The sequence below is a fragment of the Paraburkholderia sp. BR14320 genome (assembly GCF_040948665.1).
GTDB lineage: Bacteria > Pseudomonadota > Gammaproteobacteria > Burkholderiales > Burkholderiaceae > Paraburkholderia > Paraburkholderia youngii.
Window position 1 is genome coordinate 1 of sequence record NZ_JBFPKG010000004.1, and the last position, 21,909, is coordinate 21,909.

Sequence of the window (21,909 nt, forward strand, 5' to 3'; positions counted from 1 at the left end):
TCAAGGCGTGCGACGACGCGGGTATTGCGGCGCTGGTGCCAAAGAGCCAAACCTCCGGTGCAAAGGCTGACGGTCGGTTCGACCGGGCCGACTTCATTTACATCGCCAAAGATGACCAGTACCTGTGACCACACAGCATCGCATGGACGAGCATATTGGCCAGCTGGTAAGCGAGCTATTCTATGAAGGTCGTCTGCAGTCAAGCCGCCAGGACGGAGCGCCTCACGCTCGAAAGCGGCCGTGCCGTCGCGTACATGATGGATGACGTGTTGCTGGCCGGCACGCGCACGCTGACCGCCAAGCCGTCGGACTGGATCATCACCGGCACGCCGCAATCGTCGGAAGCGTATGGCTTCATGTTGCGCCGCGACGATCCCGAGTTCAGAAAGCTCGTCGACGACACGCTCGAACAGGTGATGAAAGGACCCGAAATCCACACGATGTACGACCGTTGGTTCGTCAAGCCGGCGCCGCCGAAGAACATCAGCTTCGACTTTCCGATGAGCGATTCGCTGAAGCAACTGTGCGCGCAGCCGAACGACAAGGCGCTCGAATAACGGCTTTTGCCGCGACTGCATGCAGGAATCGGTTTCTGCGTGGCAGTGTTTGGCTCTTTACTCTATACCTGGCTATAGGCGGCGCGTTTCTGTTCAGCGTCGCCTATAGCGGCAACGGAGGTGAAAAGTGAAGAAGCCGATGGAAACTTCACGGCGCGGACGGGTTTTCCTCTGTGGAATCCTTCCTGCCGCGCTAGCGTTAGCAAGCGGCGTATTCATGGTGTCCGCCAACGCTGACGCGCCCATGCGCGCGATCACGATCGTATCGGGCACCTATGGCGAGAATTGCGGCGCGCCGCGCGGCAACCTGACTCGCGAACTCGAGCGTCATTGCAACGGACGGGAAACTTGCGACTACCCGCTGCCCGGCCTGCACAAAGGCGGCACGACGCTGGCATGCCCACGCGACTTCCGCGCCGAATGGCATTGCGACCACGCGGACTTCCACACCGCGGCGCTGGGTCCCGGCGCGAAATCGGGCGACACGCTCGTGCTGGGTTGCGTCGAGTCGCGCGGCGCGGGCAAATAGCTGCATGCGCGAATAAAAAGGCCGAAGCCCTCACGGGACTCGGCCTTCGACTATTGCCGCGGTTTTTCAGCTGGCTTTACGAACCGGCGCGAAGCGCCGCTTGCCGAGCGACGGCCCGATCCGACGGAACCGCTCCCGTTTGTGTTCCTCTTCGAAGTGAGCGAGCGACGGCTTGACCAGATCGCTGCGCGACACGATTCCGATCAGACGCATGCTGTTGCCATCGGCGACCACCGGCAGGCGTTCGAGTCCCAGCACGGCGAGCCGCGTCGCCACGAGCCGGCAGGTTTCGGATGAAAACGCAAAGGCGGTGTTGTGCTGCGCGAACACGTCGGCGAGCGTCATCGCGCGCTTGCGCTCCGGGTCCTCGGCGCAGAAGCGTTCGAGCGACAGGCGGTCGGCCACGCCGATCACGGCGCCGTCGCGTACCACCGGATACGCGCGGCGCAGCTGGTTCGCGCCGAATAGCGTTTGCAGCGTTGCGCCGACCGTCGTGGCTGCATCGACCGATTCGACCGAGGCGGTCATCACTTCGTCGACATAGTGGCGCTCGAGCGGATCGACGCCGTACTCGCGATAGATGTGATATCCGCGTCGCGCGATTTTCTCGGTCATGATCGAGCGCCGCATCACCACCGTGGAGAAGCCGTGCGCGATCAGCGTCGCCGTCAGCAGAGGCAGCAGCGCGTTGGCGTCGTGCGTGAGGCCGAACGCGAACACGATGGCCGTCAGCGGCGCGCCGAGCGTGGCGCCAAGCGTCGCGGCCATGCAGACGAGCGGCCACAGCGCCGGCTCGCTGCCCGGCAGCCAGTGCGCGAGTACCGTGCCGAGTCCGGCGCCGAGCATCAGCAGCGGCGCGAGCACGCCGCCGGACGTGCCCGAGCCGAGCGCGATGACCCACATCACCGCCTTCACGGTCAGCAGCAAAAGCGCGACCTGCACCGCGATGTGCTGATGCAGCAAATCGCCGATCACGTCGTAACCGACGCCGAGCGCGCGCGGTTCGAGCCAGCCGCCAATGCCGACGACGATGCCGCCGAGCGCGGGCCACCACATCCAGTGGATCGGCAGCTTGCCGAACAGGTCTTCCACTTTGTAGAGCGCGGCGGACAGGCCGGACGCGAGCGCGCCCGACAACACGCCCGCGACCGCGCATGACAGCAGCGACCAGCCATCGGGCGCGGCGGTCTGCAGCGGAAACAGCGGACCTGTACCGAAGAAAATCGCGCGCGCGAAGCCGGCGACCGCGCAGGCCACCGCGACCGGCAGGAAGCTGCGAGGGCGCCACTCGAACAGCAGCAGCTCGACCGCGAGCAGCACGGCCGCGAGCGGCGTGCCGAACACCGCGGTCATGCCGGCCGCGGCGCCGGCCACGAGCAGCGTCTTACGTTCCGCCGACGTGACCTTCACGCATTGCGCGATCAGCGAGCCGAGCGCGCCCCCGGTCATGATGATCGGGCCTTCCGCGCCGAACGGCCCGCCGCTGCCGATCACGATGCCCGACGACAACGGCTTGAGCACGGCCACTTTCGGCGACATCTTGCTCTTGCCGAACAGGATCGCTTCGATCGCCTCGGGAATGCCATGGCCGCGAATTTTTTCGGAGCCAAAGCGCGCCATCAGTCCGACGATCAAGCCGCCGATCACCGGCACGCCGATCACCCAGATGCCGAGCGTACTGGTGGCGGGCGAGCGGTCGACGAACGACAGCGTGCCGAAGAAAAACAGGTTGGTGAACAGGCGAATCAGGTTCAGCAGAACAAAAGCGGCAAACGTACTGACGAGGCCGATGCACGCGGCGAGCGCGAAAATGCCGGGCAGCCGTGCATTTGCCGCGAAGTCGCGTTTGTGGGAATCCATGCTCATGGTTAGTCGAGGTCGATCTGAGGAATCTGAAAGGAGCCTTCGAGCGATCTCAATTCGGCGCGATGCAGTTCCGCGAGCCGCTCGAGTACCCGTTCTCCCGCTTTTTCGATGTGTACTTCAACCTGGCGACGATCGGTTTCGCTGACCTGGCGGCGCACGAGACTCAGTGCCTCGCAGCGCGATACCAGTGCGACGACGCCGTGATGTTGCGCCTGCAGACGCTCCGCGAGTTCGCCGACGGTCGCCCAGTCGCGCTCGGGATAGCCCTTGATATGCAGCAACAACAGGTATTGCAACGGCGTGATGCCCTCGTTCTGCGCGGCCTGCTCCGAGAAGCGCTCGAAGCGCCGCATCTGGTAGCGAAACTCCGACAACTGCTCGAAATCGCTCTTGACGAGCTTGCGAGTCCGTACTTTCATGAGATATCCACCGTTGAGAAGAAAAGCCGAAAATATATCACGGCATGATGTATTTGAGTGGATTGCGGCCGTGGCAACGGCATCGCACGGCAGGTCTCCTTGCTCTTTTAACTGAAAATCAGGCCGCCTCGCGGGCTTGGGTGGCGGTCTGCCGATACAGGCCGGAGATCAGGTCCACCTGCGTGATCATGCCGACCACGCGCCCCGCGCGATCGAGCACCGGTACGTGGTGGTGTCCGTAGTTCGCGAACATCGGCACGAGTTCCGTGATCGGATCGGAGGCGGCGACGGTGCACACGTCGGTGGTCATCAAGCTGCCGACGTTCGACGTGCGAAGCGCATCGCCGCGCAGCCAGCCGTCGAAGTAGTTCAGGATCGGACCGAGCGCGCCGAACTTTTTCCTGTCGACGAAATCGGCGCGCGTGACGATGCCGAGCAGCTTTTGCTTCACATCGACGACCGGCAGCGCCTTCACGTTGTGGCGCCTGAACAGCTCCCATGCGGCGGCGGCGCGCGTGCCCGGCGACACCGACACGACATGGCGCGACATCACGTCTTCGCAGCGCAGTTCGTCGAAGCTGCGTGAGAAAGCCTGCAGCTGCGTTTCGCGCAGCAGCGAATAGAGGTCGTCGGTGCCGATGTCGAGCATTTCGTCACGGCGTCGCAGCACGGCCTTGACGTCGTCGCGGGTGAAGCCGACACGCGCGGCTTCGTCGGCGGCCTGGTTCGGCGTCGCGCGGTCCTGGCGTCCCGCATGCGGATAGCGATGGCCGGTTGCCGCGTGATAGACGAGCGCCGCGAACAGCAGCGCGGCCGACTGGATCGCGATCGGTTCGAGCACGAAGCGGTAGCCGAGCGCATGAATGACCGGGCCGCCCAGCACCGCGGTCAACGCGACCGCGCCCGACGGCGGGTGCACGCAGCGCAGCGCGAACATGCCGGAGATCGACAGCGCCACCGCGAGGGCGGCCGCGAGTGTCGGATCGCCGATCAGCATCGCGCAGGTCACGCCGACCGTCGCGGACACGAGGTTGCCGCCGATGATCGACCACGGCTGCGCGAGCGGGCTCGCGGGCACCGCGAACAGCAGCACTGCGGAGGCGCCCATCGGCGCGACCAGCAGCGGAATGTTGGCGGTGGGGCCGAGCAGCAGATACATCAGACCGCCGGTGAACGCGATGCCGAGCAGTGCGCCGAGGCACGAACGCGCACGCTCGTGCCACTTCACGGTGACCGGTGCGGGGAGAAAGCTGGCAAGCCAGCCGAGAGCAGGAGAGCGGGACAAGATAGGAGCGGAAAGTAGTCGATGATGCCGGGCCCGACATTACCGGGGAAACCCTGGCAACGCGAATACAGTCTGGTCATGATTATATTTCAATATGATATAAAAAGTTCTCCAGCCCCCGCGCGACACGCGAAATCTGTCGCATATCGCAGACAGTCGAGCGCGGGCCGACGTCCTTCAGCCTGGCCCCAAATCGCCAAGCCTCACGTTCTTGTTTATCACGTTGTGATATAAAATGATGGTGACCGAGTGGCAGCACTCGTTGGCCGGTTGCCTGATAGACCGATAAGGGAGCCATCATGATGATCACATTTCAATCGACGGCGTCGCCGGACGTCGTCATGCTGAGGGATCTCGCGCAATATCTGCTAGGACTGATCGGCAAGCGGCTCGGCGAGCGGGGCGTCATCAGCCACGACGAGCTGGTCCGCGCGATCGATCGTCTCGAAGCCGCCATCACCGAAGACGCGGCCGCGGAAACGACGCTCGAAGCATTGCACTGTTCAACGAGTAATCAGCGCGAGTCGCGTAACCGGCTGTCGCAGCGCGCGTGGCCGTTTCTGGACATGATGCGTGCGGCGCGCGACTCGGACGCGGACATCATCTGGGGGCTGTAGTTCGTCGAGGGAATCGCGATGAAACGATTGACGTCGCGTCGACGCTTCGCAATCCTCGTTATTTCGGTTTGCGCCGTCCCGCTTGCCCATGCGTTCTCACCTGCGCAGGAAACCGGACGATACCAGCAGCCGATGCGCGACCCATGTGCCGCGTCGCGCGACACCGGGGTGCGAAGCAAAGTGATCGGCGTGTATGGCGGCACCGTTGTCGACCAGTTGTCCAGTGGAGCGGTGGTGCTCGTGAAATGGCCGAACGGTTCGCCGCACGAGGCATGGACCCCTCGGTCGCACAGCCATGGTTTGCCAGTCGATCCCGCGGCAAACGCTGCTCATGTTTTCTTTCTGTGGCCGGAGTCATAGCCCGCGGCGTTCCTGATCGCCGCGCCGAACAAGCGCATGCGTTCAGGTACGGCTAATGCGCGCGCGATGCTGTTACGACGGCACACCCATTCCCTATCTCGATCCGACCATGAGGAGCGGCAGTGCAGACCCACGCGTCAAAAGGCGACTTCGCCACCGATACCCGGCTTCTGCGAATCACGGTGATTGCCGCCGTGGTCGGCTTGTTGAGCACCTTCGCCGCGGACTTCCTGCTGCACCTGATCCGCTTTTTCACCAACCTGTTCTTCTTTCAGACGTTGTCGATCGCGAACCGCTCGCCGCGCAGTCATATGCTAGGGCTGTGGGTGATCGTCGTGCCGGTGGTCGGCGGTCTGATCGTCGGGCTCATGGCGCGCTTCGGATCGGAGCAGATTCGCGGGCACGGTATTCCCGAAGCGATCGAGGCAATCCTGTTCGGCAAGAGCAAAATGTCGCCGAAGGTCGCCGTGCTGAAGCCATTGGCGTCGGCGATCGCGATCGGCAGCGGCGGACCGTTCGGCGCCGAAGGGCCGATCATCATGACGGGCGGCGCGCTCGGGTCGTTGATCGCGCAGTTCTTCCATCTGTCGAGCAGCGAGCGCAAAACGCTGCTGGTCGCGGGTGCGGTCGCCGGCATGACCGCGGTGTTCGGCACACCGGTCGCCGCCGTGTTGCTCGCGGTCGAGTTGCTGCTCTTCGAATTGCGGCCGCGTAGTCTGCTGCCGGTTGCGGTGTCGTGCGCGGTGGCGGGTTTTTCGCGGCCGCTATTTCTGGCCAGCGGCCCGCTGTTTCCGCTGCAGACCTTGCCGCTCGGCGCGCTCGGGCTTGCGTCGTGCGCGCTCGCGGGGCTGATCGGCGGCGCGCTGTCGTGGGGATTGTCGACGCTGCTCTACAAGGTCGAGGACGCGTTCGCGCGGCTGCCGTTTCACTGGATGTGGTGGCCCGCGCTCGGCGGCATCGCGGTCGGCATCGGCGGCTATTTTCAGCCGCGCACGCTGGGTGTCGGTTACGACGTGATCGGCGATCTATTGATGCATCACCTCGCCGTGAAGGTCGTGCTGGCGATCGTGCTGGTCAAGGCGGTGATCTGGGTGATCGCGCTGGCCTCGGGCACGTCCGGCGGCGTGCTCGCGCCATTGCTGATGATGGGCGCGGGCGTCGGCGCGGTGCTCGGTCCGGCGATGCCGGGCGGCGACCCCGCGGTCTGGCCGCTGGTGTTCATGGCGGCGGCGCTCGGCGGCATGATGCGCGCACCGATCATGGCCGTCGTGTTCGCGTTCGAACTGACGCACGACGCGAATGCATTGCTGCCGCTGTTGACCGCCGCCGCGGTGTCGTACGGCTTCACGGTGCTGTTCATGCGCCGCTCGATTCTGACGGAGAAGATCGCGCGACGCGGATATCACATCTATCGCGAGTACGGCATCGATCCGCTCGAGCGTCATCACGTGGATGAAGTGATGACGCGCACGGTGAAGACGATCGTTGCGAGCCTCAGCGTCGCCGACGCGCTCGCACAGTACTTCGGCTCGACGCAGATTCATCGCGCGTACCCGGTGGTGCAGGCGGGGCGGCTTGTCGGCATGGCGGATCGGGGGATGCTGAGCGCGGCGCTCGACGAGGGTCGCGCGACGGCGACGGTCGGAGAGTTGTGCGCGAGCGATGCGAACTTCGCGAGCGAGCAGCTCGACATCGCGTTGCCGGAAGAGACCTGCCGGCACGTCGCCGCGCGTCTGGCCGCGCGTTCGCTCGATCGCGTGCCGGTCGTCGCCGATACATCCACTTATCGGCTGATCGGCATCGTGTCACGCCACGATCTCGTCAAACCCTCGCTGTCGATCTTCAACGAGGAACGCGAGCGCGAACGGTTCCGGCGCATTTCGCTATTCCAGGGCAGGGATTCGGTGGCCACTGACATATAATTAATTGACGACTTGCCGCGCGGCGCAAGGAGGTTCTCATGTCGAGCTTCAAGCGCATTCTTCTCTGTTACGACGGAACACGCGAAGGACAACACGCGTTGAAGGACGGTGCCGCTCTCGCGCAAGATCTGAACGCGGAAGTGCACCTGCTTTCCGTGCTCAACAATACGGCGTGGATGCAGGGCGCGGACATCACGTCCGCAGTGCCGGTCGACTTCATCAACGAATCCGCCAAAGCGCTGCTCAACGAGGGCTTGCAGAAACTCGCCGCGCGCGGAATTCGCGCGACCGGTCATCTCGCGATCGGTGAACCACTCGATGAGATTCCGTTTTTCGCTAACGACCTGAAGGCCGATCTGGTCGTCGTCGGTCATCGTCGCAGTCACGGACTCGCGCGATGGTGGGGCGGCCGGCACGACGGGCTGCTGCTCGATCGCGTGACGTGCAGCGTGCTGGTGACGATGGGCGCGGCAGCCGATGCGCCGGCCGCAGTCGCAGGCACGGGCGAGACCGAGCGGTCCGCCGAACATTCATGAGCGTCGTGTTGTTTGTGTTGAGTTGCGAGTTGTGTTGCGTTGGCACGGAGGCACACCATGAAAGTCGTCGACGAACAGTTCAATCATCCCCAGCCCGTCAAGCACAGCGATAACGAAAAGAGCAAGCTGCCGCAGCGCGCCGCTGATGCGCAGCGGCCGAAAAAGAAACCCGAAGGCGAACCGCCGGTCGAGTGACGCGGGGCGGCGCCACGCCGTTCAATTCGCGCGTAAATGCTAAAACGCTGCCAGGCCCGAAAACCTGGCAGCGTTTTTGTCATGCCTGCGAGTCTCCTGGCACCTGCGACCGACTGTGCGTCTGACGATCGGAAGTCGGTGCTGATCGACCACAGGAACGTACGCGGCGCACCTTGGGTCCGGTCCGCGCAAGGAACGAAAGGTCCGGCCGGATTATCGTTCAAATGCGAATCGTTCCTATTGAAGAACTGCAACGATTTACAGAACAGATGGCAAAAGTGGGTGTTTCCGATGGCGTCATGACGCCGTGATGCGCGGTTTGACGGCTCCGCGAGGACGGTACAGCGTTTGCTACCCGCCCAAAGGTTTAATCGCAGGCCGCCATACATGTCACGAAATTCGACTACCTGCCAGAGATGGAGCGCCCGAGAGGTCCAGTTATTGCACGACGTGCCGCGCGTGCTCGTCGTCGACGACAACGAGAGCGCCGCCGAAGCACTTGCCACCTGGCTGTCCTACGAGGGCGTCGAGGCGCGCGCCGCGACCGGCTGCACGGCGGCGCTGCGCTGCGTGCGCAACTGGGTTCCCGACGTCGTCGTACTCGACATCATGATGCCGGAGCGCGACGGCTATGAAACGGCGAGCGCGCTGCGCCGCTATCTGCCGACGCACAGCCTCGGCATCGTCGCGTTCACGTCGCTGGACGAAGATCACGTGAGGGAAACCGGCCGCGAGCGCCACAATTTCGACGGCTATTGCCAGAAGGGCACCGCGCCCGCCACGCTGCTCGCATTGTTGCGACGGCTGTGGCGCGGTTAACGACGGCGCTCGCGTCGACAAAAAAACGCGGCGGCGCGGACATCTCTCCACGCCGCCGCGCTTTTCAGCCGGGCGCGCAGCCCGCCGCGCTCAGCCGCTCAGCTTTTCCGCGCGGTCTGCATCCAGCCGGCTTCGACGCCGAACTGCGCGATCTGTTTCGCGACCGCATCGGCGAGGCGCTTGGCATCGTCCGACACGCCCGCGCGCTTCGTTTCAGTCACGCCGTGCAGGCCTGCACCGGCCGCTGCCGCGGTCGCGACGGTGCCGGCCGCCGCGCCGACCCCGGCGGTTTCGACCATGCCCGGCATCTTGCCGCTGTCCGCGTTGGCCGTGAAGCTCTGCACGACGCGCGGCGCGCCCACCGCGGGTTGGTAGACCATCTGCACCGCGCTGCTCACCTCGCTCTTGCCGGCGCCGAGGCCGATCAGCGTACGGCGGCGGCGATTGCCGGCGTCGATCGTCTCGAATCTGCCTTGCACGAGCAGCACGTTCTGGCCGGCGGGCACCGGCGCGTCGGTGCGCACCGCGTGCAGACCCATCGCCTGCAGCTGATGGACGATCTCGTCGGCGACCTGCTCGCGTACCTGGGCGGCATCGGCAACCTGCTTCTGCGCGTCCGACGAACCCGACATCTGCGTCTTCAGTTTCTGCAGCAGGCCGCTGTGATCGAGCTTGACCTGCTGCGGATCGGCATCGAACGTGTACACGTAGATCGTGTCCGGATGCATCGTCGACTGCGTGCCTGCGTCGGCCGTCGCGGACGTGCTCGTCGCGCTCAGATTCGTGACGCTGGCGCCGGCGCAGCCGCTCAGCAGCGCGCTGCCGCACACGAGTGCCATGCAGGTGAAACGGGCGGCGTTCTTTTTGATGAAGTTCACTGAAGTCAACATGATGATCCTGTCGTCGGCACGCGGTGCCAGTTGGTTCGAGTCCAGCGCCGATGATCGGGCAACCGTGGGATCGTCGATCATCGGCGAAGGGATTCGCACGTGAAGCCTTTCGATCTCATGCGTCTGTGATTCGTCACGCACCGGCAGCGAACGAAGTATGGGCGCGCGGGCCGCCTAACTCCATTCAACAATTATTTCGAGCGATGTCACGGCGACATGAAGGCGCGAAGCGCGGGCAGCCGCAGCGAAGCGCGACACGAAACGGCGGGGAGGGGATGGCGAAGAGAGAAGGCGCGGAGATCCAGCCGCCGATCAGTTCAAAGCGAGCTTGACGATGCAGCACAGCACGAACACGAGCAAGGCGGCGGCAATGGCCATGTCCATTGGATAGCGCATTCCTTCACCCTGTCCTGATGTTGCGGAGCTCCTATCGTAATCACCTGACCGAAGATGGAAAGCGCCAGTGAAGCGCCAATGTGGGACAGGCAACGAAGTCGCGCAAAGCCGCACGGAGCGGGGCTGCGGGAGCGCTTCCACCCATCGGCGAGAGGCGGCAACGCACCGACCGCTCGATTGCGCTCGCATGCGCGAAGCGCGCGCCGCGAACTTCGACGCGATGCACGTCAGCGTCCACGAATGCGCGTCAGGGTGAGCGCCGCTGGCGCAACGCAGCCGGATAGCGCATGATTGCTGCGATGTGCCGTGCGACCCCCAAAAGCGTCTCGCTGTGGCGGCAGGCGCGGCACACGCAGCCGCCGGCATCGGCGTCGCGCCTGGTGCGGGCGGCGCAGAGGCGATGAGTCTTCAACCGCAAGGAGGATTTCGCATGGACCGACCCGATGCAGCCAATCCGTTTGGCGATCTGACCAAAATGCTGGAACAGTTCAAGCTCCCCGGCTTCGACGTACCCGCCATCATGGAAGCACGCCGCAAGGACATGGAAGCGCTGGTTCAGGCGAATCAGACAGCATTCCAGGGGATGCAGTCGCTCGCGCAGAAACAGGCCGAGATGCTGCGCAGCACGCTGGGCGAACTGCAGTCGCTGACTGCGCAACTCACCGCGGCCGGCGCCGCGCCGTCGAGCAAAACCGCGGAGCTGATCCAGCAGAGCCTGCACAAATCGCTCGCCGATATGCAGCAACTCGCGCAAGCCGCGTATCAGACGCAGGCGGAGTCGTATGCGGTGATCGCGAAACGCGTAGAGGAGAATGTACAGGAACTGAAGTCGCTTCTTCAGCAGCAGAAGAAGTAGCGCACGCCGCGAGTTCCGAACGATCTATGTCGCGGGGGCCGTCAAGCCCTCCGCGATTTTTTTGCCCCGTTATTCGGCAGACGCTTACATCGATAAAAAAGCGCTGCCCTCATTCACAGCATTTACACGCGACGGCCGAAATTTCCACAGCCTGCTGCTTCTAAATATCAGAAGAAAACCAAAGCATTGTCGCCAAAAGACTTTGTCCGCACGGATCGAAGGTAGTCGAACGATCCCGGAACCTCCAAAAGTTCAAATCGCATAGCAAACGATTGCCGCGTGCGATTCCCCTGACTTAAAGTTTCGCCCCGCCTTTCCGTAGACGCATTCACGCAGCCCGACCGGCGTGAAGGCAACCCGGCCTGGCCGATCAGGTGTGCGCCCCTGGTTTCGCGTTTTCACCTCGAAGGAAATCTTTTGAATCCGAAGCTTCTTACCCGCATTGCCTGCGCGGTGCTCGGGGCATGCTGCGCGTCGCCGTTCGCCGCGCACGCGACGCTCGGCCAGAACGCCAGCACCGTCGACGGCGATCAGACGCGCCTGCGCGCAGTCGCTCATGCGGCCAGCGCGCAGGGCGCCTATTCGGTGCACGCGCTGACGCTGCCGTCCGGCACCCAGGTGCGCGAATTTGTGGCGGCCAACGGCATCGTGTTCGGCGTCGCATGGGATGGCCCGACGCTGCCCGATCTGAAGGCGATGCTCGGCGCATCGTTCGACGCCTACGTCGCCGCCAGCGCGACGCGTCGCGGCGTGCCGCTCGCGGTGTCGAACAGCGATCTCGTGGTGTTCTCGAGCGGCCATCTGCGCGCCTTCACCGGCTACGCGTATCTGCCGCAGGCGGTGCCCGCCGGCGTCGACGTCAGCGTCATTCAATAACGGAGCGAATCATGCGATCGAGGTCTTCGTGGATGACTCGGCTGGGCGCGACGCCCGTCATGGTTCTGGCGCTGCTGTTGAGCGCGTGCGGCGGCGGGGGCGGTGGCGGCGGCAGCGCGAGCACCACGGCCAATTCGAGCACGTCCGGCGGCTCGCCCGGTTCATCGGGCTCGACCGTGACCAATACGTCGCCGTCGCCGCAGGTGCTGGCCGCCAACGCGGTGCGCGTGACGGTCGACTCGGGCATCAGCAACGTGCCGAACATGCCGTTCGTCAGCATCACGATCTGCGCGCCCGGCACGAGCAACTGCCAGACGATCGATCACGTGCTCGTCGATACCGGCTCATGGGGCGTGCGCGTGTTCGCGTCGCAACTGCCCGCGTCGATGAGCCTGCCGCAGCAGAAGGACGGCGCGGGCAATCTCGTCGCCGAATGCATGCAGTTCTTCGACGGCTATACGTGGGGCGCGGTGAAGCTCGCCGATGTGCAGATCGCCGGCGAGAAAGCCGCGTCGCTGCCGATCCAGGTGATCGATCCGGGCTACGCATCGCTGCCGGGCGATTGCGCGGCCGTCGGCGCGCCTCGCAATACGCCGGCCACCTTGCAGGCCAACGGCATTCTCGGCATCGGCGTGTTCAAGAACGACTGTGGCGCGAACTGCGCGCAGCAGGCGATTCCCGCTACCTACTACGGTTGCAGCGGCGCGAGCTGCACGTCGATTCCGCTCGCGGAGACGTATCAGGTCGCCAATCCGGTGCCGTACTTCGCGACCGACAACAACGGCTCGATGCTCAGTCTGCCGACCGTGTCGGGCGGCGCGCGATCGGTGTCGGGGCAGCTCGTGTTCGGCATCGGCACGCAGAGCAACAATGCGCTCGGCGCGGCGCAGGTGATCGGCGTGAGTCCGTCGAACGGCACGTTCACGACGGTGCAGAACGGCACCACGTATACGCGCAGCATTATGGACAGCGGCTCGACGGGACTCTTCTTCCAGACCACCTTGATGCCGGCCTGCGCGAGTCCGAACAGCGCGTATTACTGCCCGAGCTCGACGCAGCAGTTGAGCGCGATGATCGAAGGCGTGAACGGCACGACGAGCGCGGTGACGTTCAGCATCGGCAATGCGACGTCGATCGCGCAGACTTATAGCGGCGACTCGGCATTGCCGCTGCTGGCGGGACCGGCGTTCGTCACGTCGACGGTGTTCGACTGGGGGCTGCCGTTCTTCTATGGCCGCAACGTCTATGCGGCGATCGAGCAGCAGTCGACGCCAGGTGGGAAGGGGCCTTATGTGGCGTACTGAAGCGCTGATCGTGTGATGAAAGCCCGCTGCCGGGTGATCCGGCAGCGGGCGCTTTCATGCGCTCATGTGCTCGCGGTCGCCTCGCTGGTCGCGCTTGCCGCCCGCCGCCGTGATTACGCGATGCACGAAGCGCAGCTTGTCGACCACTGGGGCGGCGAGCGTGAACGGATAGCCGTCGGGCATGCCGAGACTGCGGTTCAGGCTATTCAGTGCATACGTGAGTGGAAACCAGCGCTTCATCAGATTGCCGAAGCTCGCATCCTCGACCGGCGTGCGGTCGGTCAGAGTCGGCTCGCTCGGATCGTCGGGCAGCAGCGCGAGTCCGTACGACGTCGAGGTATCGAGCACATCGACGATCAGCAGATAGTGCGCCCACGTCTCCGCCCAGTCTTCCCACGGATGCATCGTTGCGTACGCGCTGATGTACGACGCCTGCCAGTCGGCCGGCGCGCCGTCGCGATAGTAGGCGCTCAGCGCTTCGCCGTAGTCGGCCTGCTCGTCGCCGAACAGCTTGCGAAACGGTTCGAGCCAGCGCGGCTCGTTTTCGATCAGCTGGCTGAAGAAGTAGTGGCCGGTCTCGTGGCGGAAGTGGCCGAGCAGCGTGCGGTACGGCTCGCCCATCGCGGTGCGCACTTTCTCGCGATGTGCGTCGTCGGCCTCGGCGATGTTCAGCGTGATCAGCCCGTTGTCGTGACCGGTCATCACCGGCTCGCCATCACCGCCGTCGGCGAGAAATTCGAAGGCGAGACCGCGCTCGGGGTCCGCGTCGCGCGATTGCACATCGAGGCCAAGCTCGCCTAGCGTGTACAGCAGACGCCGTTTCGCGACTTCGAGCCGGTACCAGTAGAGCCGGTTTTCCGGTTCGCTAAGGTTCGGAATCGTGCGAGTCAACTGACAGGCGCGGCACAGCGTGTCGGGCGAATCGGCGGGGATCATCCAGTTGCAGACGTTTTCGACCGCGTAGTTGTGGCATTGCCGGAACAGCGCGCCGTTGGCCTCCGGATGCAGGCTGCGCCAGCGGCCCTCGCCGGCGTCTTCGAACGCGCTGATTTCGCGCAGTTCGGGCAGATAGCCGAGCAGCGATTCGCAGCGCTCGCAGCGGACATTCTCATAGAACAGCAGTTGCGCGCAGCGATTGCAGTGGAAGGTTTTCATTGGGCCGGCCTTGTGATCAGTGCGATGTCGGTTGCGGTGACGAACGATCGCAATCTTCATGCCGCGATTGCCAGATGTCACCGCTTTAACGCACAGTACGGTCATGATCGTGCATCGGTGCTGCGCCGCTTTGGTGCACGGTTCGACGCAGCGCAACGGCAAGACGACAGATACGCAAAACGCACACGCAATTCAGGCAACACAAAGCGATTCACGGGGGTTTGTCCAGCAACGGCATAAAGCTTGCTTTTTTGGCGGGCTGCACCTTTCGTCGAGGAGTCCGGAGTGTCCATACGCGTCGCGTTGCATCACGTTACTCATTACCGCTACGACAGACTGGTAACGCTGTCGCCCCAGGTCGTGAGGCTGCGGCCCGCGCCGCATTGCCGTACGCCGATCCTGTCGTACTCGATGCGCGTCGAACCCGCGAGGCACTTCATCAACTGGCAGCAGGACGCGTTCGCCAACTATCAGGCGCGGCTCGTGTTTCCCGAGCAGACGCGCGAGTTCAAGGTGAGCGTCGATCTGGTCGCCGAGATGGCCGTCTACAACCCGTTCGACTTCTTCCTCGAACCATCGGCCGAGCAGTTTCCGTTCGACTACGCGCCGGAACTCGCAGCCGAACTCGCGCCCTACTGCGTGAAGCGGCCGATGACCCCGCGCTTCGCCGAGTTCGTCGCGAGCATCGACCGCACGCCGGCCGGCACCGCGAACTGCCTGGTGGCACTGAACCAGCGGCTGCAACGCGAGATCCGCTATCTGATCCGGATGGAGCCGGGCGTGCAGTCGCCCGAGGAAACCTTGGTCAACGCATCGGGCTCGTGCCGCGATACGGGCTGGCTGCTCGTCGAGACGCTGCGGCAACTTGGCTTCGCGGCGCGTTTCGTGTCCGGCTATCTGCTGCAGCTCGCGCCCGACGTCAAATCGATCGACGGCCCGAGCGGCACCGAGGTCGACTTCACTGACCTGCACGCGTGGTGCGAGGTCTATCTGCCGGGCGCGGGCTGGATCGGGCTCGATCCGACCTCGGGGCTGCTCGCGGGCGAAGGCCATATTCCGGTTGCCTGCACGCCGGAGCCGGGCAGCGCGGCGCCGATCTCGGGCGCGGTCGACGAATGCGAGGTCGAGTTCGGACACTCGATGTCGATCGAACGCGTGCTGGAGTCGCCGCGCGTCACGAAGCCGTACAGCGAAGCCGCTTGGCACGACGTGCTGAAGATGGGCGCGCGGGTCGACTACGAACTCGCCGACATGGATGTGCGACTGACGATGGGCGGCGAGCCGACCTTCGTATCGGTGCGTGATCGCGACGCGGCCGAGTGGAACACCGACGCGCTTGGACCCACCAAGCGCGGCTACGCGGTCGCGCTGATGGACCGGCTGCGCGAACGCTACGGCGCGAACGGCTTCCTGCATATCGGCCAGGGCAAGTGGTATCCGGGCGAGCAACTGCCGCGCTGGGCGATGTCGCTGTACTGGCGCGCCGACGGCGAGCCATGCTGGCACAACCCGGCCCTGTTCGCCGATGAACGCGAGCCGGGCCGCTACACGGCCGGCGACGCGCAACGCTTCATCGCGCATCTGGCGGCGAAGCTGTCGCTCGACGCGGACTGCATCCAGCCCGGCTACGAGGACACCTGGTACTACCTGTGGCGCGAGCGTCGCCTGCCGGTCAACGTCGATCCGTTCGACGCGCGCCTCGACGACGAGCTCGAACGCGTGCGGCTGCGGCGCGTGTTCGACGCCGGGCTCGCGAGTCCGGCCGGCTACGTGCTGCCGATCGGCCGCGAGCGCGGCGCACCGGGCATCGCGCCGCAGTGGATCACGGGACGCTGGTTCTTCCGCGACGAACGCATGTATCTGATCCCCGGCGATTCACCGATGGGCTACCGGCTGCCGCTCGATTCGCTGCCGTGGGTGTCGAAGACCGACTATCCGTATCAGCACGCGCACGATCCGTTCGCGCCGCCGCAGCCGTTGCGCACGGCCGCGCAGTTGCGCGTGCAGTACGAGGGCGACCGCGAGAGCCGGCCGCTCGCCGAAGAACAGGCCAGCGCGCGGCAGGCGGCCGCGCTGTCGCTGTCGGCGGCCGATCTGCTGAGTGGCATGCCGCAAGGCGGCGTGCTCGCGTATGCGCCGCCGCGTCATGGCGAATCGCCGCCGGCGCGTGGCGAATCGTCGAAGGACACGTTGCGCACCGCGGTGTGCGTCGAGGCGCGCGACCCGAAGCGGGCGGCCGGCCCGAAAGCCGAAGCCGATGCGTTCGGCAGCGGCCGCACGCTGCTGCACGTCTTCATGCCGCCGCTAACCGAGCTCGACGACTATCTCGACCTGCTTGCCGCGGTCGAAGCGACGGCCGCGGAGCTGAAGATGCAGATCGTGCTCGAAGGCTATCCGCCGCCGCGCGATCCGCGTCTGAAAGTGCTGCAGGTGACGCCCGACCCCGGCGTGATCGAAGTCAACATTCATCCTGCCGCGAACTGGGACGAGCTCGTCGATCACACCGAGTACCTGTATCAGTCGGCCGCGCACAGCTATCTGAGCAGCGAGAAGTTCATGCTCGACGGGCGCCACACTGGCACCGGCGGCGGCAATCACTTCGTGCTTGGCGGCGCGACGCCGGCCGACAGTCCGTTCCTGCGCCGGCCCGATCTACTCGCCAGCCTGATCGCGTACTGGCACAACCATCCGTCGCTGTCGTATCTATTTTCGGGGCTGTTCATCGGACCGACGAGCCAGGCACCGCGCGTCGACGAAGCGCGCAACGACCAGCTCTACGAACTCGAAATCGCGTTCGCCGAGTTGCAACGGCAGGTCGATCTGCTCGGCGGCCGCGACAGCAGCCACCTGCCGCCGTGGATGATCGACCGCGCGCTGCGCAACATCCTGATCGACGTAACCGGCAACACACACCGCGCCGAGTTCTGCATCGACAAGCTGTATTCGCCCGACGGACCCGCCGGGCGCCTCGGTCTGCTGGAGCTGCGCGGCTTCGAAATGCCGCCGCACGCGCGCATGAGTCTGGTGCAGCAATTGCTGCTGCGCGCCCTCGTCGCGCGATTCTGGCGCATCCCGTACACGCAGCGGCTCACCCGCTGGGGTACCGAGCTGCACGACCGCTTCCTGCTCGGCACCTTCGTGAAGATGGATTTCGACGACGTGCTCGCCGAACTCGGCGAAGCGGGCTTCGCGTTCGATAGCGCATGGTTCGCGCCGCATTTCGAATTCCGCTTTCCGCTCGTCGGCGAGATGACGCTGAGCGGCATCGATCTGACGATCCGCAACGCGCTCGAACCGTGGCACGTAATGGGCGAGGAGGGCTCCGCCGGCGGCACGGTGCGCTATGTCGATTCGTCGGTCGAGCGGCTCGAAGTGCGCGCGCTCGGGTTGAACGGCAATCGTCACGTGCTCAGCGTCAACGGCGTGCCGGTGCCGCTGCAACCGACCGGCCGTGTCAGCGAGTACGTGGCCGGCGTGCGTTTTCGCGCGTGGTCGCAAGCGTCGGCGCTGCATCCGACGATCGGCGTACACGCGCCGCTCACGTTCGACCTCGTCGACACCTGGAGCGGCCGCTCGCTCGGCGGATGTCAGTATCATGTTGCTCATCCGGGCGGACGCAACTATCAGACCTTCCCGGTCAACGCCTACGAGGCGGAAAGCCGGCGACGCGCGCGTTTCTTCGCGTCGGGTCATACGCCGGGGCCGCTCGCCGTGGGCCGACCGCAACGCAGCCTCGAGTTTCCATTCACGCTCGATCTGCGCCACAGTTGAACAACACGCATCGCTGACACCACACGACCTTGGCCTTTCAATCGACCTTGCCCTTCGAAGCGTCCGCGATGCCGGCGGACGCTTCGTCCCTGTTGCGGTTGCTGCCGGGTCATGACGGACATTGGGACGAGCTGCGCGACGCGTCGGGCGCGCTGCGCGAGCCGTGGCGGCAGTTTTTCGCGCTGCTCGACGAGGACGGCGTAGCGCGGCTCGCGGACCATCATGCGTCGATCGCTCGGCAGATCCGCGACAACGACATCAGCTACAACGTCTACGCCGACAACGGCAAGTCGCGGCCCTGGGCGCTCGACCTGCTGCCGTTCCTGATCAGCGAGGCCGAGTGGGCGCAGCTCGAGCGCGGCGTCGCGCAGCGCGCGCATCTACTCAACGCGATCGTCGCCGATATCTACGGACCGCAGACGCTGCTCGAACATGGGCAACTGCCGCCCGCGCTGGTGTTCGGGCATCCGGGCTATCTGCGGTCGGTGAAGGGCTTCACGCCGGCCGGTGGCCAGTATCTGCAGGTCGTCGCGCTCGATCTCGCGCGCACGCCGGGCGGCGAGTGGAGTGTGATCGCGCATCGCACCGAGGCGCCGTCCGGTCTCGGCTACGCGCTCGAAAACCGCCTGATCGTCTCGACGCTGCTCGCCGAGCCGTTCCGCTCGCTGCGTGTGAGCCGGCTCGCGCCGCTCTATTCGCAACTGATCGCGACGCTCGTGCAGGCCGCGCAAGCGACGATGCGCGACGAGGAAAGCGCCGACGCTTCACCGCATATCGCGCTGCTCACGCCGGGGCCGTACAGCGAGACCTATTTCGAGCATGTGTTTCTGGCGCGCTATCTCGGCGTCACGCTGGTCGAAGGCAAGGATCTGACCGTGCGCGGCGACCGGCTCTATCTGAAGACGCTGGCAGGCCTCGAACGCGTGCACGTCGTGCTGCGTCGTCTCGACGACGCATTCTGCGACCCGGTCGAGCTGCGCGCCGACTCGACGATCGGCGTGCCGGGGCTGTTGCAGGTGATGCGCGCGGGCAATGTGATCGTGTCGAACGTGCCGGGCTCGGGGTTCACCGAGTCGCCGGCGCTGCACGGTTTCATGCCCGGTATCGCCGAAGCGTTGCTCGGCGAAGAACTGCTGCTGCCCGGCGTTCCGACCTGGTGGTGCGGCGAACAGGCGGCGCGCGAGCATGCGTTTGCCCACCTCGACGACGCGTTCGTCGTGCCGACATGGCCGCTCGCGGGACGCGATGCGCCGCCCGGCATCGAAGGGGGAGGACAGCCGCTCGCGGCATGGCGCGAGCGCATCGACGCGTGGCCCGACGCGTTCACGATCCAGCAGGAGCAGCGCTTTTCCTGCACGCCGCGCTACGAGGAGGGCACGATCGGCGGGCGGCCGTCGGTGCTGCGCGTCTATGCGATCGCCGACGTCAACGGCGGCTGGCACGTGATGCCGGGCGGCTTCACGCGCATGGCCGCCGAGCGTCAGACCACGGTATCCATGCAGCATGGCGGCAGCAGCGTCGATACATGGGTGCTGTCGAGCCAGCCCAGCTCTACGTTCACGCTGCTGCCTTCGCCGATGCAGCCCGCCGACCTCACGCGCAAGCATCGCACGGTATCGAGCCGCGCCGCGGAGAACCTGTTCTGGGCGGGCCGCTATGGGGAGCGTGCGGAAAACAACGTGCGGCTGCTGCGGCTGATTCTCGGCTCGCTCGAAGGCAACGACGCCGACGCGATGTTCGCGACGCTGGTCGAACTCGCGACATGGTGCGGCCTCGTGCAGCCTGGCGACCTGGCGTCGCCGCACGGGCCGGCCTCGCCGCAGACCTTCGAGCGCGCGCTCGTCGCGAATCTCGGCGAGAGCGCGGGCAGTGTCAGCATCAGCCAGAACCTCAACTGCCAGGCGCGCGCGAACGGCGAGGTGCGCGGGCGGTTGTCGAATGATCATTGGCGCATGATCCTCGCGGCGCGCAACGACTTTCAGGACGCGTTGCAGGTGTTGCTGCCTGCCGTGGGCGCGGGCAACGGCGGCGCGGGTGCCGCGAGCAGCGGCAGTGCGTTCGATCGCTACGATCGCGTGACGCTCGCGAACGCGCTCGAACATCTGTCGGTGCAGCTATCGGCGATCAGCGGCGCGCAGGGCGACCGCATGACGCGCGATGAAGCATGGCGGCTGCTGTTCGTCGGGCGTCATATCGAACGCGTCGCGACGATGGCCGCGTTCATGCGCGGCGTCGCCGCGAACGGCCAGCTCGCGACGCCGGCCGGCTTCGACCTGCTGCTGCAAATGTTCGACAGCACGCTCACGTATCGCTCGCTGTACCCGGGGCGTTTCGAAGTGCCCGCGCTGCTCGATCTGCTGGTGATCGAACCGCACAATCCGCGCGGCATTTATGGCGTGTACGAACGGCTGCGCAACAAGCTCGGCGAGATCGCCGTCGCGGCGGCCAGCGTTCGGCATCGGCCGTTCGCGGAGCTGCTGCCGCCGGTGGAGATGCTGCCGTCGCTCGGATCGCTGTGCGAGGTCGACGAACATGGCTCGTATGGCAAGCTGATTGCGCTGTGCGATCAGATCGGCGGCTTCGCCAATGCGGCCGCGCATGAGATCAGCGCGCGCTATTTCAGTCACGCGACCACGGTCGCCTCGCAGGTGTGGGTATGAAGCACGCATCGACGGTGCTGTCCGTTTCTCATCGCACTACCTACCATTACTCGACGTATGTCGAAACCGCGCAGCATCTGGCGACGATCCGGCCGCTCGCGTGTCCGTGGCAGCACGTGATCTCGCGCAGCGAGCGAATCGAGCCGGAGCCGTCGTATCGGCATAACCGCATCGATGCGTTCGGCAACGACGTGCTGTACTTCGCGCTCGATACACCGCACGAGCGTCTGCAGCTCGTCAGCGAGACCACGGTCGCGCTGACGCCGCGCTGGACCAACCTCGACGCCGCGGCGACCCCGCCCTGGGAGACGGTGGCCGAGGCGCTGCGGTTTCGCGTGGGCGGCGCGTTCCGTCCCGAGGCGGAGTATTGCTTCGCGTCGCCGAATATCGCGCTGCGGCCGTCGCTGCGCGCGTATGCGTTGCCGAGCTTCACGCCGGGCCGGCCGCTCGTCGCCGGCGCGATCGATCTGATGCATCGCATTCACGAGGACTTCGCGTACAAGCCGTCGGCGACGCTGTTCGATACGCCGGCCGAACGCGCATTCGAGCTGAAGAGCGGGGTGTGCCAGGATTTCGCGCAGGTGATGATCGGCTGCCTGCGCTCGCTCGGTTTGCCCGCGCGCTACGTCAGCGGCTATCTGCGCAACGATCCGCCGCCCGGCCATCCGCGTCTGATTGGCGCGGATGCTTCGCACGCGTGGGTGTCGGTGCATTGTCCGGCCAGCGGCTGGATCGATCTCGATCCGACCAATGACGTGCTCGCCGATCTCGATCATGTGACGCTCGCGATCGGGCGCGATTACAGCGATGTATCGTTGCTGCGCGGGACGATTCTTGGCGGCGGCGCGCATCGGATGGAAGTGGGTGTGACGGTGCTGGCGTTGTGAAGCGGGCGC

Annotated in this window: 18 protein-coding genes and 1 pseudogene; 14 read left to right on the top strand and 5 right to left on the bottom strand. The window is 65.3% G+C overall.

The window, feature by feature from the left end:
* The first annotated feature begins 142 nt into the window (after window positions 1-142).
* The 3 genes and pseudogenes from AB3X89_RS05500 to AB3X89_RS05510 all read left to right on the top strand — a co-directional run bounded on the left by AB3X89_RS05500 (window position 143) and on the right by AB3X89_RS05510 (window position 1,086).
* Complete coding sequence (locus AB3X89_RS05500; protein ID WP_368582233.1) at window positions 143-265, top strand: hypothetical protein; 123 nt, start codon at window positions 143-145, stop codon at window positions 263-265.
* Window positions 219-557, top strand: a pseudogene (locus AB3X89_RS05505) (transporter substrate-binding domain-containing protein); the annotation flags it as partial. The gene AB3X89_RS05500 and the pseudogene AB3X89_RS05505, both read left to right, overlap by 47 nt.
* Before the next feature lie 217 nt (window positions 558-774).
* The gene (locus AB3X89_RS05510; RefSeq protein WP_368582234.1) at window positions 775-1,086 is read left to right on the top strand and encodes a hypothetical protein; all 312 of its coding nucleotides are present in this window, start codon (window positions 775-777) and stop codon (window positions 1,084-1,086) included.
* Window positions 1,087-1,152: 66 nt separating this feature from the next.
* On the opposite strand, the gene AB3X89_RS05515 is transcribed toward AB3X89_RS05510, so the two are convergent.
* The 3 genes from AB3X89_RS05515 to AB3X89_RS05525 form a co-directional block, all read right to left on the bottom strand.
* Complete coding sequence (locus AB3X89_RS05515) at window positions 1,153-2,952, bottom strand: chloride channel protein (RefSeq protein ID WP_368582235.1); 1,800 nt, start codon at window positions 2,950-2,952, stop codon at window positions 1,153-1,155.
* 2 nt (window positions 2,953-2,954) lie between these two features.
* Entirely contained in the window at window positions 2,955-3,371 is a 417-nt protein-coding gene (locus AB3X89_RS05520; RefSeq protein ID WP_176106657.1) for a MarR family winged helix-turn-helix transcriptional regulator, read from the bottom strand.
* A gap of 118 nt (window positions 3,372-3,489) precedes the next feature.
* Window positions 3,490-4,656: an HPP family protein gene (locus AB3X89_RS05525; RefSeq protein WP_368582236.1), complete on the bottom strand. Its 1,167-nt coding sequence runs from the start codon at window positions 4,654-4,656 to the stop codon at window positions 3,490-3,492.
* A 299-nt stretch (window positions 4,657-4,955) separates the two neighbouring features.
* Here AB3X89_RS05525 and AB3X89_RS05530 point away from each other — a divergent pair, with 299 nt between their 5' ends.
* From AB3X89_RS05530 to AB3X89_RS05550, 5 genes are all read left to right on the top strand, one after another.
* Complete coding sequence (locus AB3X89_RS05530) at window positions 4,956-5,273, top strand: DUF1840 domain-containing protein (RefSeq protein WP_368582237.1); 318 nt, start codon at window positions 4,956-4,958, stop codon at window positions 5,271-5,273.
* Between the two features lie 482 nt (window positions 5,274-5,755).
* Entirely contained in the window at window positions 5,756-7,555 is a 1,800-nt protein-coding gene (locus AB3X89_RS05535) for a chloride channel protein (protein WP_368582238.1), read from the top strand.
* 38 nt (window positions 7,556-7,593) lie between these two features.
* On the top strand, window positions 7,594-8,091 hold the full coding sequence (locus AB3X89_RS05540; protein ID WP_368582239.1) for a universal stress protein: 498 nt from the start codon (window positions 7,594-7,596) through the stop codon (window positions 8,089-8,091).
* A gap of 57 nt (window positions 8,092-8,148) precedes the next feature.
* Window positions 8,149-8,286 (top strand): hypothetical protein, encoded by a 138-nt coding sequence (locus AB3X89_RS05545; protein WP_013092287.1) that lies wholly within the window; start codon window positions 8,149-8,151, stop codon window positions 8,284-8,286.
* A 387-nt stretch (window positions 8,287-8,673) separates the two neighbouring features.
* Entirely contained in the window at window positions 8,674-9,105 is a 432-nt protein-coding gene (locus AB3X89_RS05550) for a response regulator (protein ID WP_368582240.1), read from the top strand.
* Window positions 9,106-9,203: 98 nt separating this feature from the next.
* On the opposite strand, the gene AB3X89_RS05555 is transcribed toward AB3X89_RS05550, so the two are convergent.
* Window positions 9,204-9,995 (bottom strand): DUF4410 domain-containing protein, encoded by a 792-nt coding sequence (locus AB3X89_RS05555; protein ID WP_368582241.1) that lies wholly within the window; start codon window positions 9,993-9,995, stop codon window positions 9,204-9,206.
* An 826-nt stretch (window positions 9,996-10,821) separates the two neighbouring features.
* On the opposite strand from AB3X89_RS05555, the gene phaP reads away from it, so the two are divergent.
* From phaP to AB3X89_RS05570, 3 genes are all read left to right on the top strand, one after another.
* Window positions 10,822-11,247, top strand: a complete 426-nt coding sequence (gene phaP / locus AB3X89_RS05560) for a TIGR01841 family phasin (RefSeq protein ID WP_368582242.1) — start codon at window positions 10,822-10,824, stop codon at window positions 11,245-11,247.
* A 417-nt stretch (window positions 11,248-11,664) separates the two neighbouring features.
* A complete protein-coding gene (locus tag AB3X89_RS05565) occupies window positions 11,665-12,123 on the top strand; it encodes a DUF2844 domain-containing protein (protein WP_368582243.1) in 459 nt (152 codons plus the stop codon).
* A 32-nt stretch (window positions 12,124-12,155) separates the two neighbouring features.
* Window positions 12,156-13,427 carry a DUF3443 domain-containing protein gene (locus AB3X89_RS05570; RefSeq protein ID WP_368582244.1) on the top strand — a complete coding sequence of 424 codons (1,272 nt, stop codon included), beginning with the start codon at window positions 12,156-12,158 and terminating at the stop codon, window positions 13,425-13,427.
* A gap of 54 nt (window positions 13,428-13,481) precedes the next feature.
* On the opposite strand, the gene AB3X89_RS05575 is transcribed toward AB3X89_RS05570, so the two are convergent.
* Entirely contained in the window at window positions 13,482-14,582 is a 1,101-nt protein-coding gene (locus AB3X89_RS05575; protein ID WP_368582245.1) for a putative zinc-binding metallopeptidase, read from the bottom strand.
* A 285-nt stretch (window positions 14,583-14,867) separates the two neighbouring features.
* Between AB3X89_RS05575 and AB3X89_RS05580 the strand changes: the two genes are divergently transcribed.
* The 3 genes from AB3X89_RS05580 (at window position 14,868) to AB3X89_RS05590 (ending at window position 21,900) form a co-directional block, all read left to right on the top strand.
* Window positions 14,868-18,353 (top strand): DUF2126 domain-containing protein, encoded by a 3,486-nt coding sequence (locus tag AB3X89_RS05580; protein ID WP_368582246.1) that lies wholly within the window; start codon window positions 14,868-14,870, stop codon window positions 18,351-18,353.
* Between the two features lie 68 nt (window positions 18,354-18,421).
* On the top strand, window positions 18,422-21,013 hold the full coding sequence (locus AB3X89_RS05585) for a circularly permuted type 2 ATP-grasp protein (RefSeq protein ID WP_368582247.1): 2,592 nt from the start codon (window positions 18,422-18,424) through the stop codon (window positions 21,011-21,013).
* Window positions 21,010-21,900 carry a transglutaminase N-terminal domain-containing protein gene (locus AB3X89_RS05590; RefSeq protein WP_368582248.1) on the top strand — a complete coding sequence of 297 codons (891 nt, stop codon included), beginning with the start codon at window positions 21,010-21,012 and terminating at the stop codon, window positions 21,898-21,900. The genes AB3X89_RS05585 and AB3X89_RS05590 overlap by 4 nt, the downstream gene beginning before the upstream one ends.
* Window positions 21,901-21,909 lie beyond the last annotated feature (9 nt).

Excerpts from the sequence above, each read along its gene's own strand:
- AB3X89_RS05575 (WP_368582245.1), bottom strand. The coding sequence starts at position 14,582 with ATGAAAACCTTCCACTGCAATCGCTGCGCGCAACTGCTGTTCTATGAG.
- AB3X89_RS05500 (WP_368582233.1), top strand. The coding sequence starts at position 143 with ATGGACGAGCATATTGGCCAGCTGGTAAGCGAGCTATTCTATGAAGGT.
- AB3X89_RS05570 (WP_368582244.1), top strand. The coding sequence starts at position 12,156 with ATGACTCGGCTGGGCGCGACGCCCGTCATGGTTCTGGCGCTGCTGTTG.
- AB3X89_RS05530 (WP_368582237.1), top strand. The coding sequence starts at position 4,956 with ATGATGATCACATTTCAATCGACGGCGTCGCCGGACGTCGTCATGCTG.
- AB3X89_RS05590 (WP_368582248.1), top strand. The coding sequence starts at position 21,010 with ATGAAGCACGCATCGACGGTGCTGTCCGTTTCTCATCGCACTACCTAC.
- AB3X89_RS05520 (WP_176106657.1), bottom strand. The coding sequence starts at position 3,371 with ATGAAAGTACGGACTCGCAAGCTCGTCAAGAGCGATTTCGAGCAGTTG.
- AB3X89_RS05550 (WP_368582240.1), top strand. The coding sequence starts at position 8,674 with ATGTCACGAAATTCGACTACCTGCCAGAGATGGAGCGCCCGAGAGGTC.
- AB3X89_RS05555 (WP_368582241.1), bottom strand. The coding sequence starts at position 9,995 with ATGTTGACTTCAGTGAACTTCATCAAAAAGAACGCCGCCCGTTTCACC.
- AB3X89_RS05540 (WP_368582239.1), top strand. The coding sequence starts at position 7,594 with ATGTCGAGCTTCAAGCGCATTCTTCTCTGTTACGACGGAACACGCGAA.
- phaP (WP_368582242.1), top strand. The coding sequence starts at position 10,822 with ATGGACCGACCCGATGCAGCCAATCCGTTTGGCGATCTGACCAAAATG.
- AB3X89_RS05545 (WP_013092287.1), top strand. The coding sequence starts at position 8,149 with ATGAAAGTCGTCGACGAACAGTTCAATCATCCCCAGCCCGTCAAGCAC.
- AB3X89_RS05515 (WP_368582235.1), bottom strand. The coding sequence starts at position 2,952 with ATGAGCATGGATTCCCACAAACGCGACTTCGCGGCAAATGCACGGCTG.
- AB3X89_RS05510 (WP_368582234.1), top strand. The coding sequence starts at position 775 with ATGGTGTCCGCCAACGCTGACGCGCCCATGCGCGCGATCACGATCGTA.
- AB3X89_RS05585 (WP_368582247.1), top strand. The coding sequence starts at position 18,422 with ATGCCGGCGGACGCTTCGTCCCTGTTGCGGTTGCTGCCGGGTCATGAC.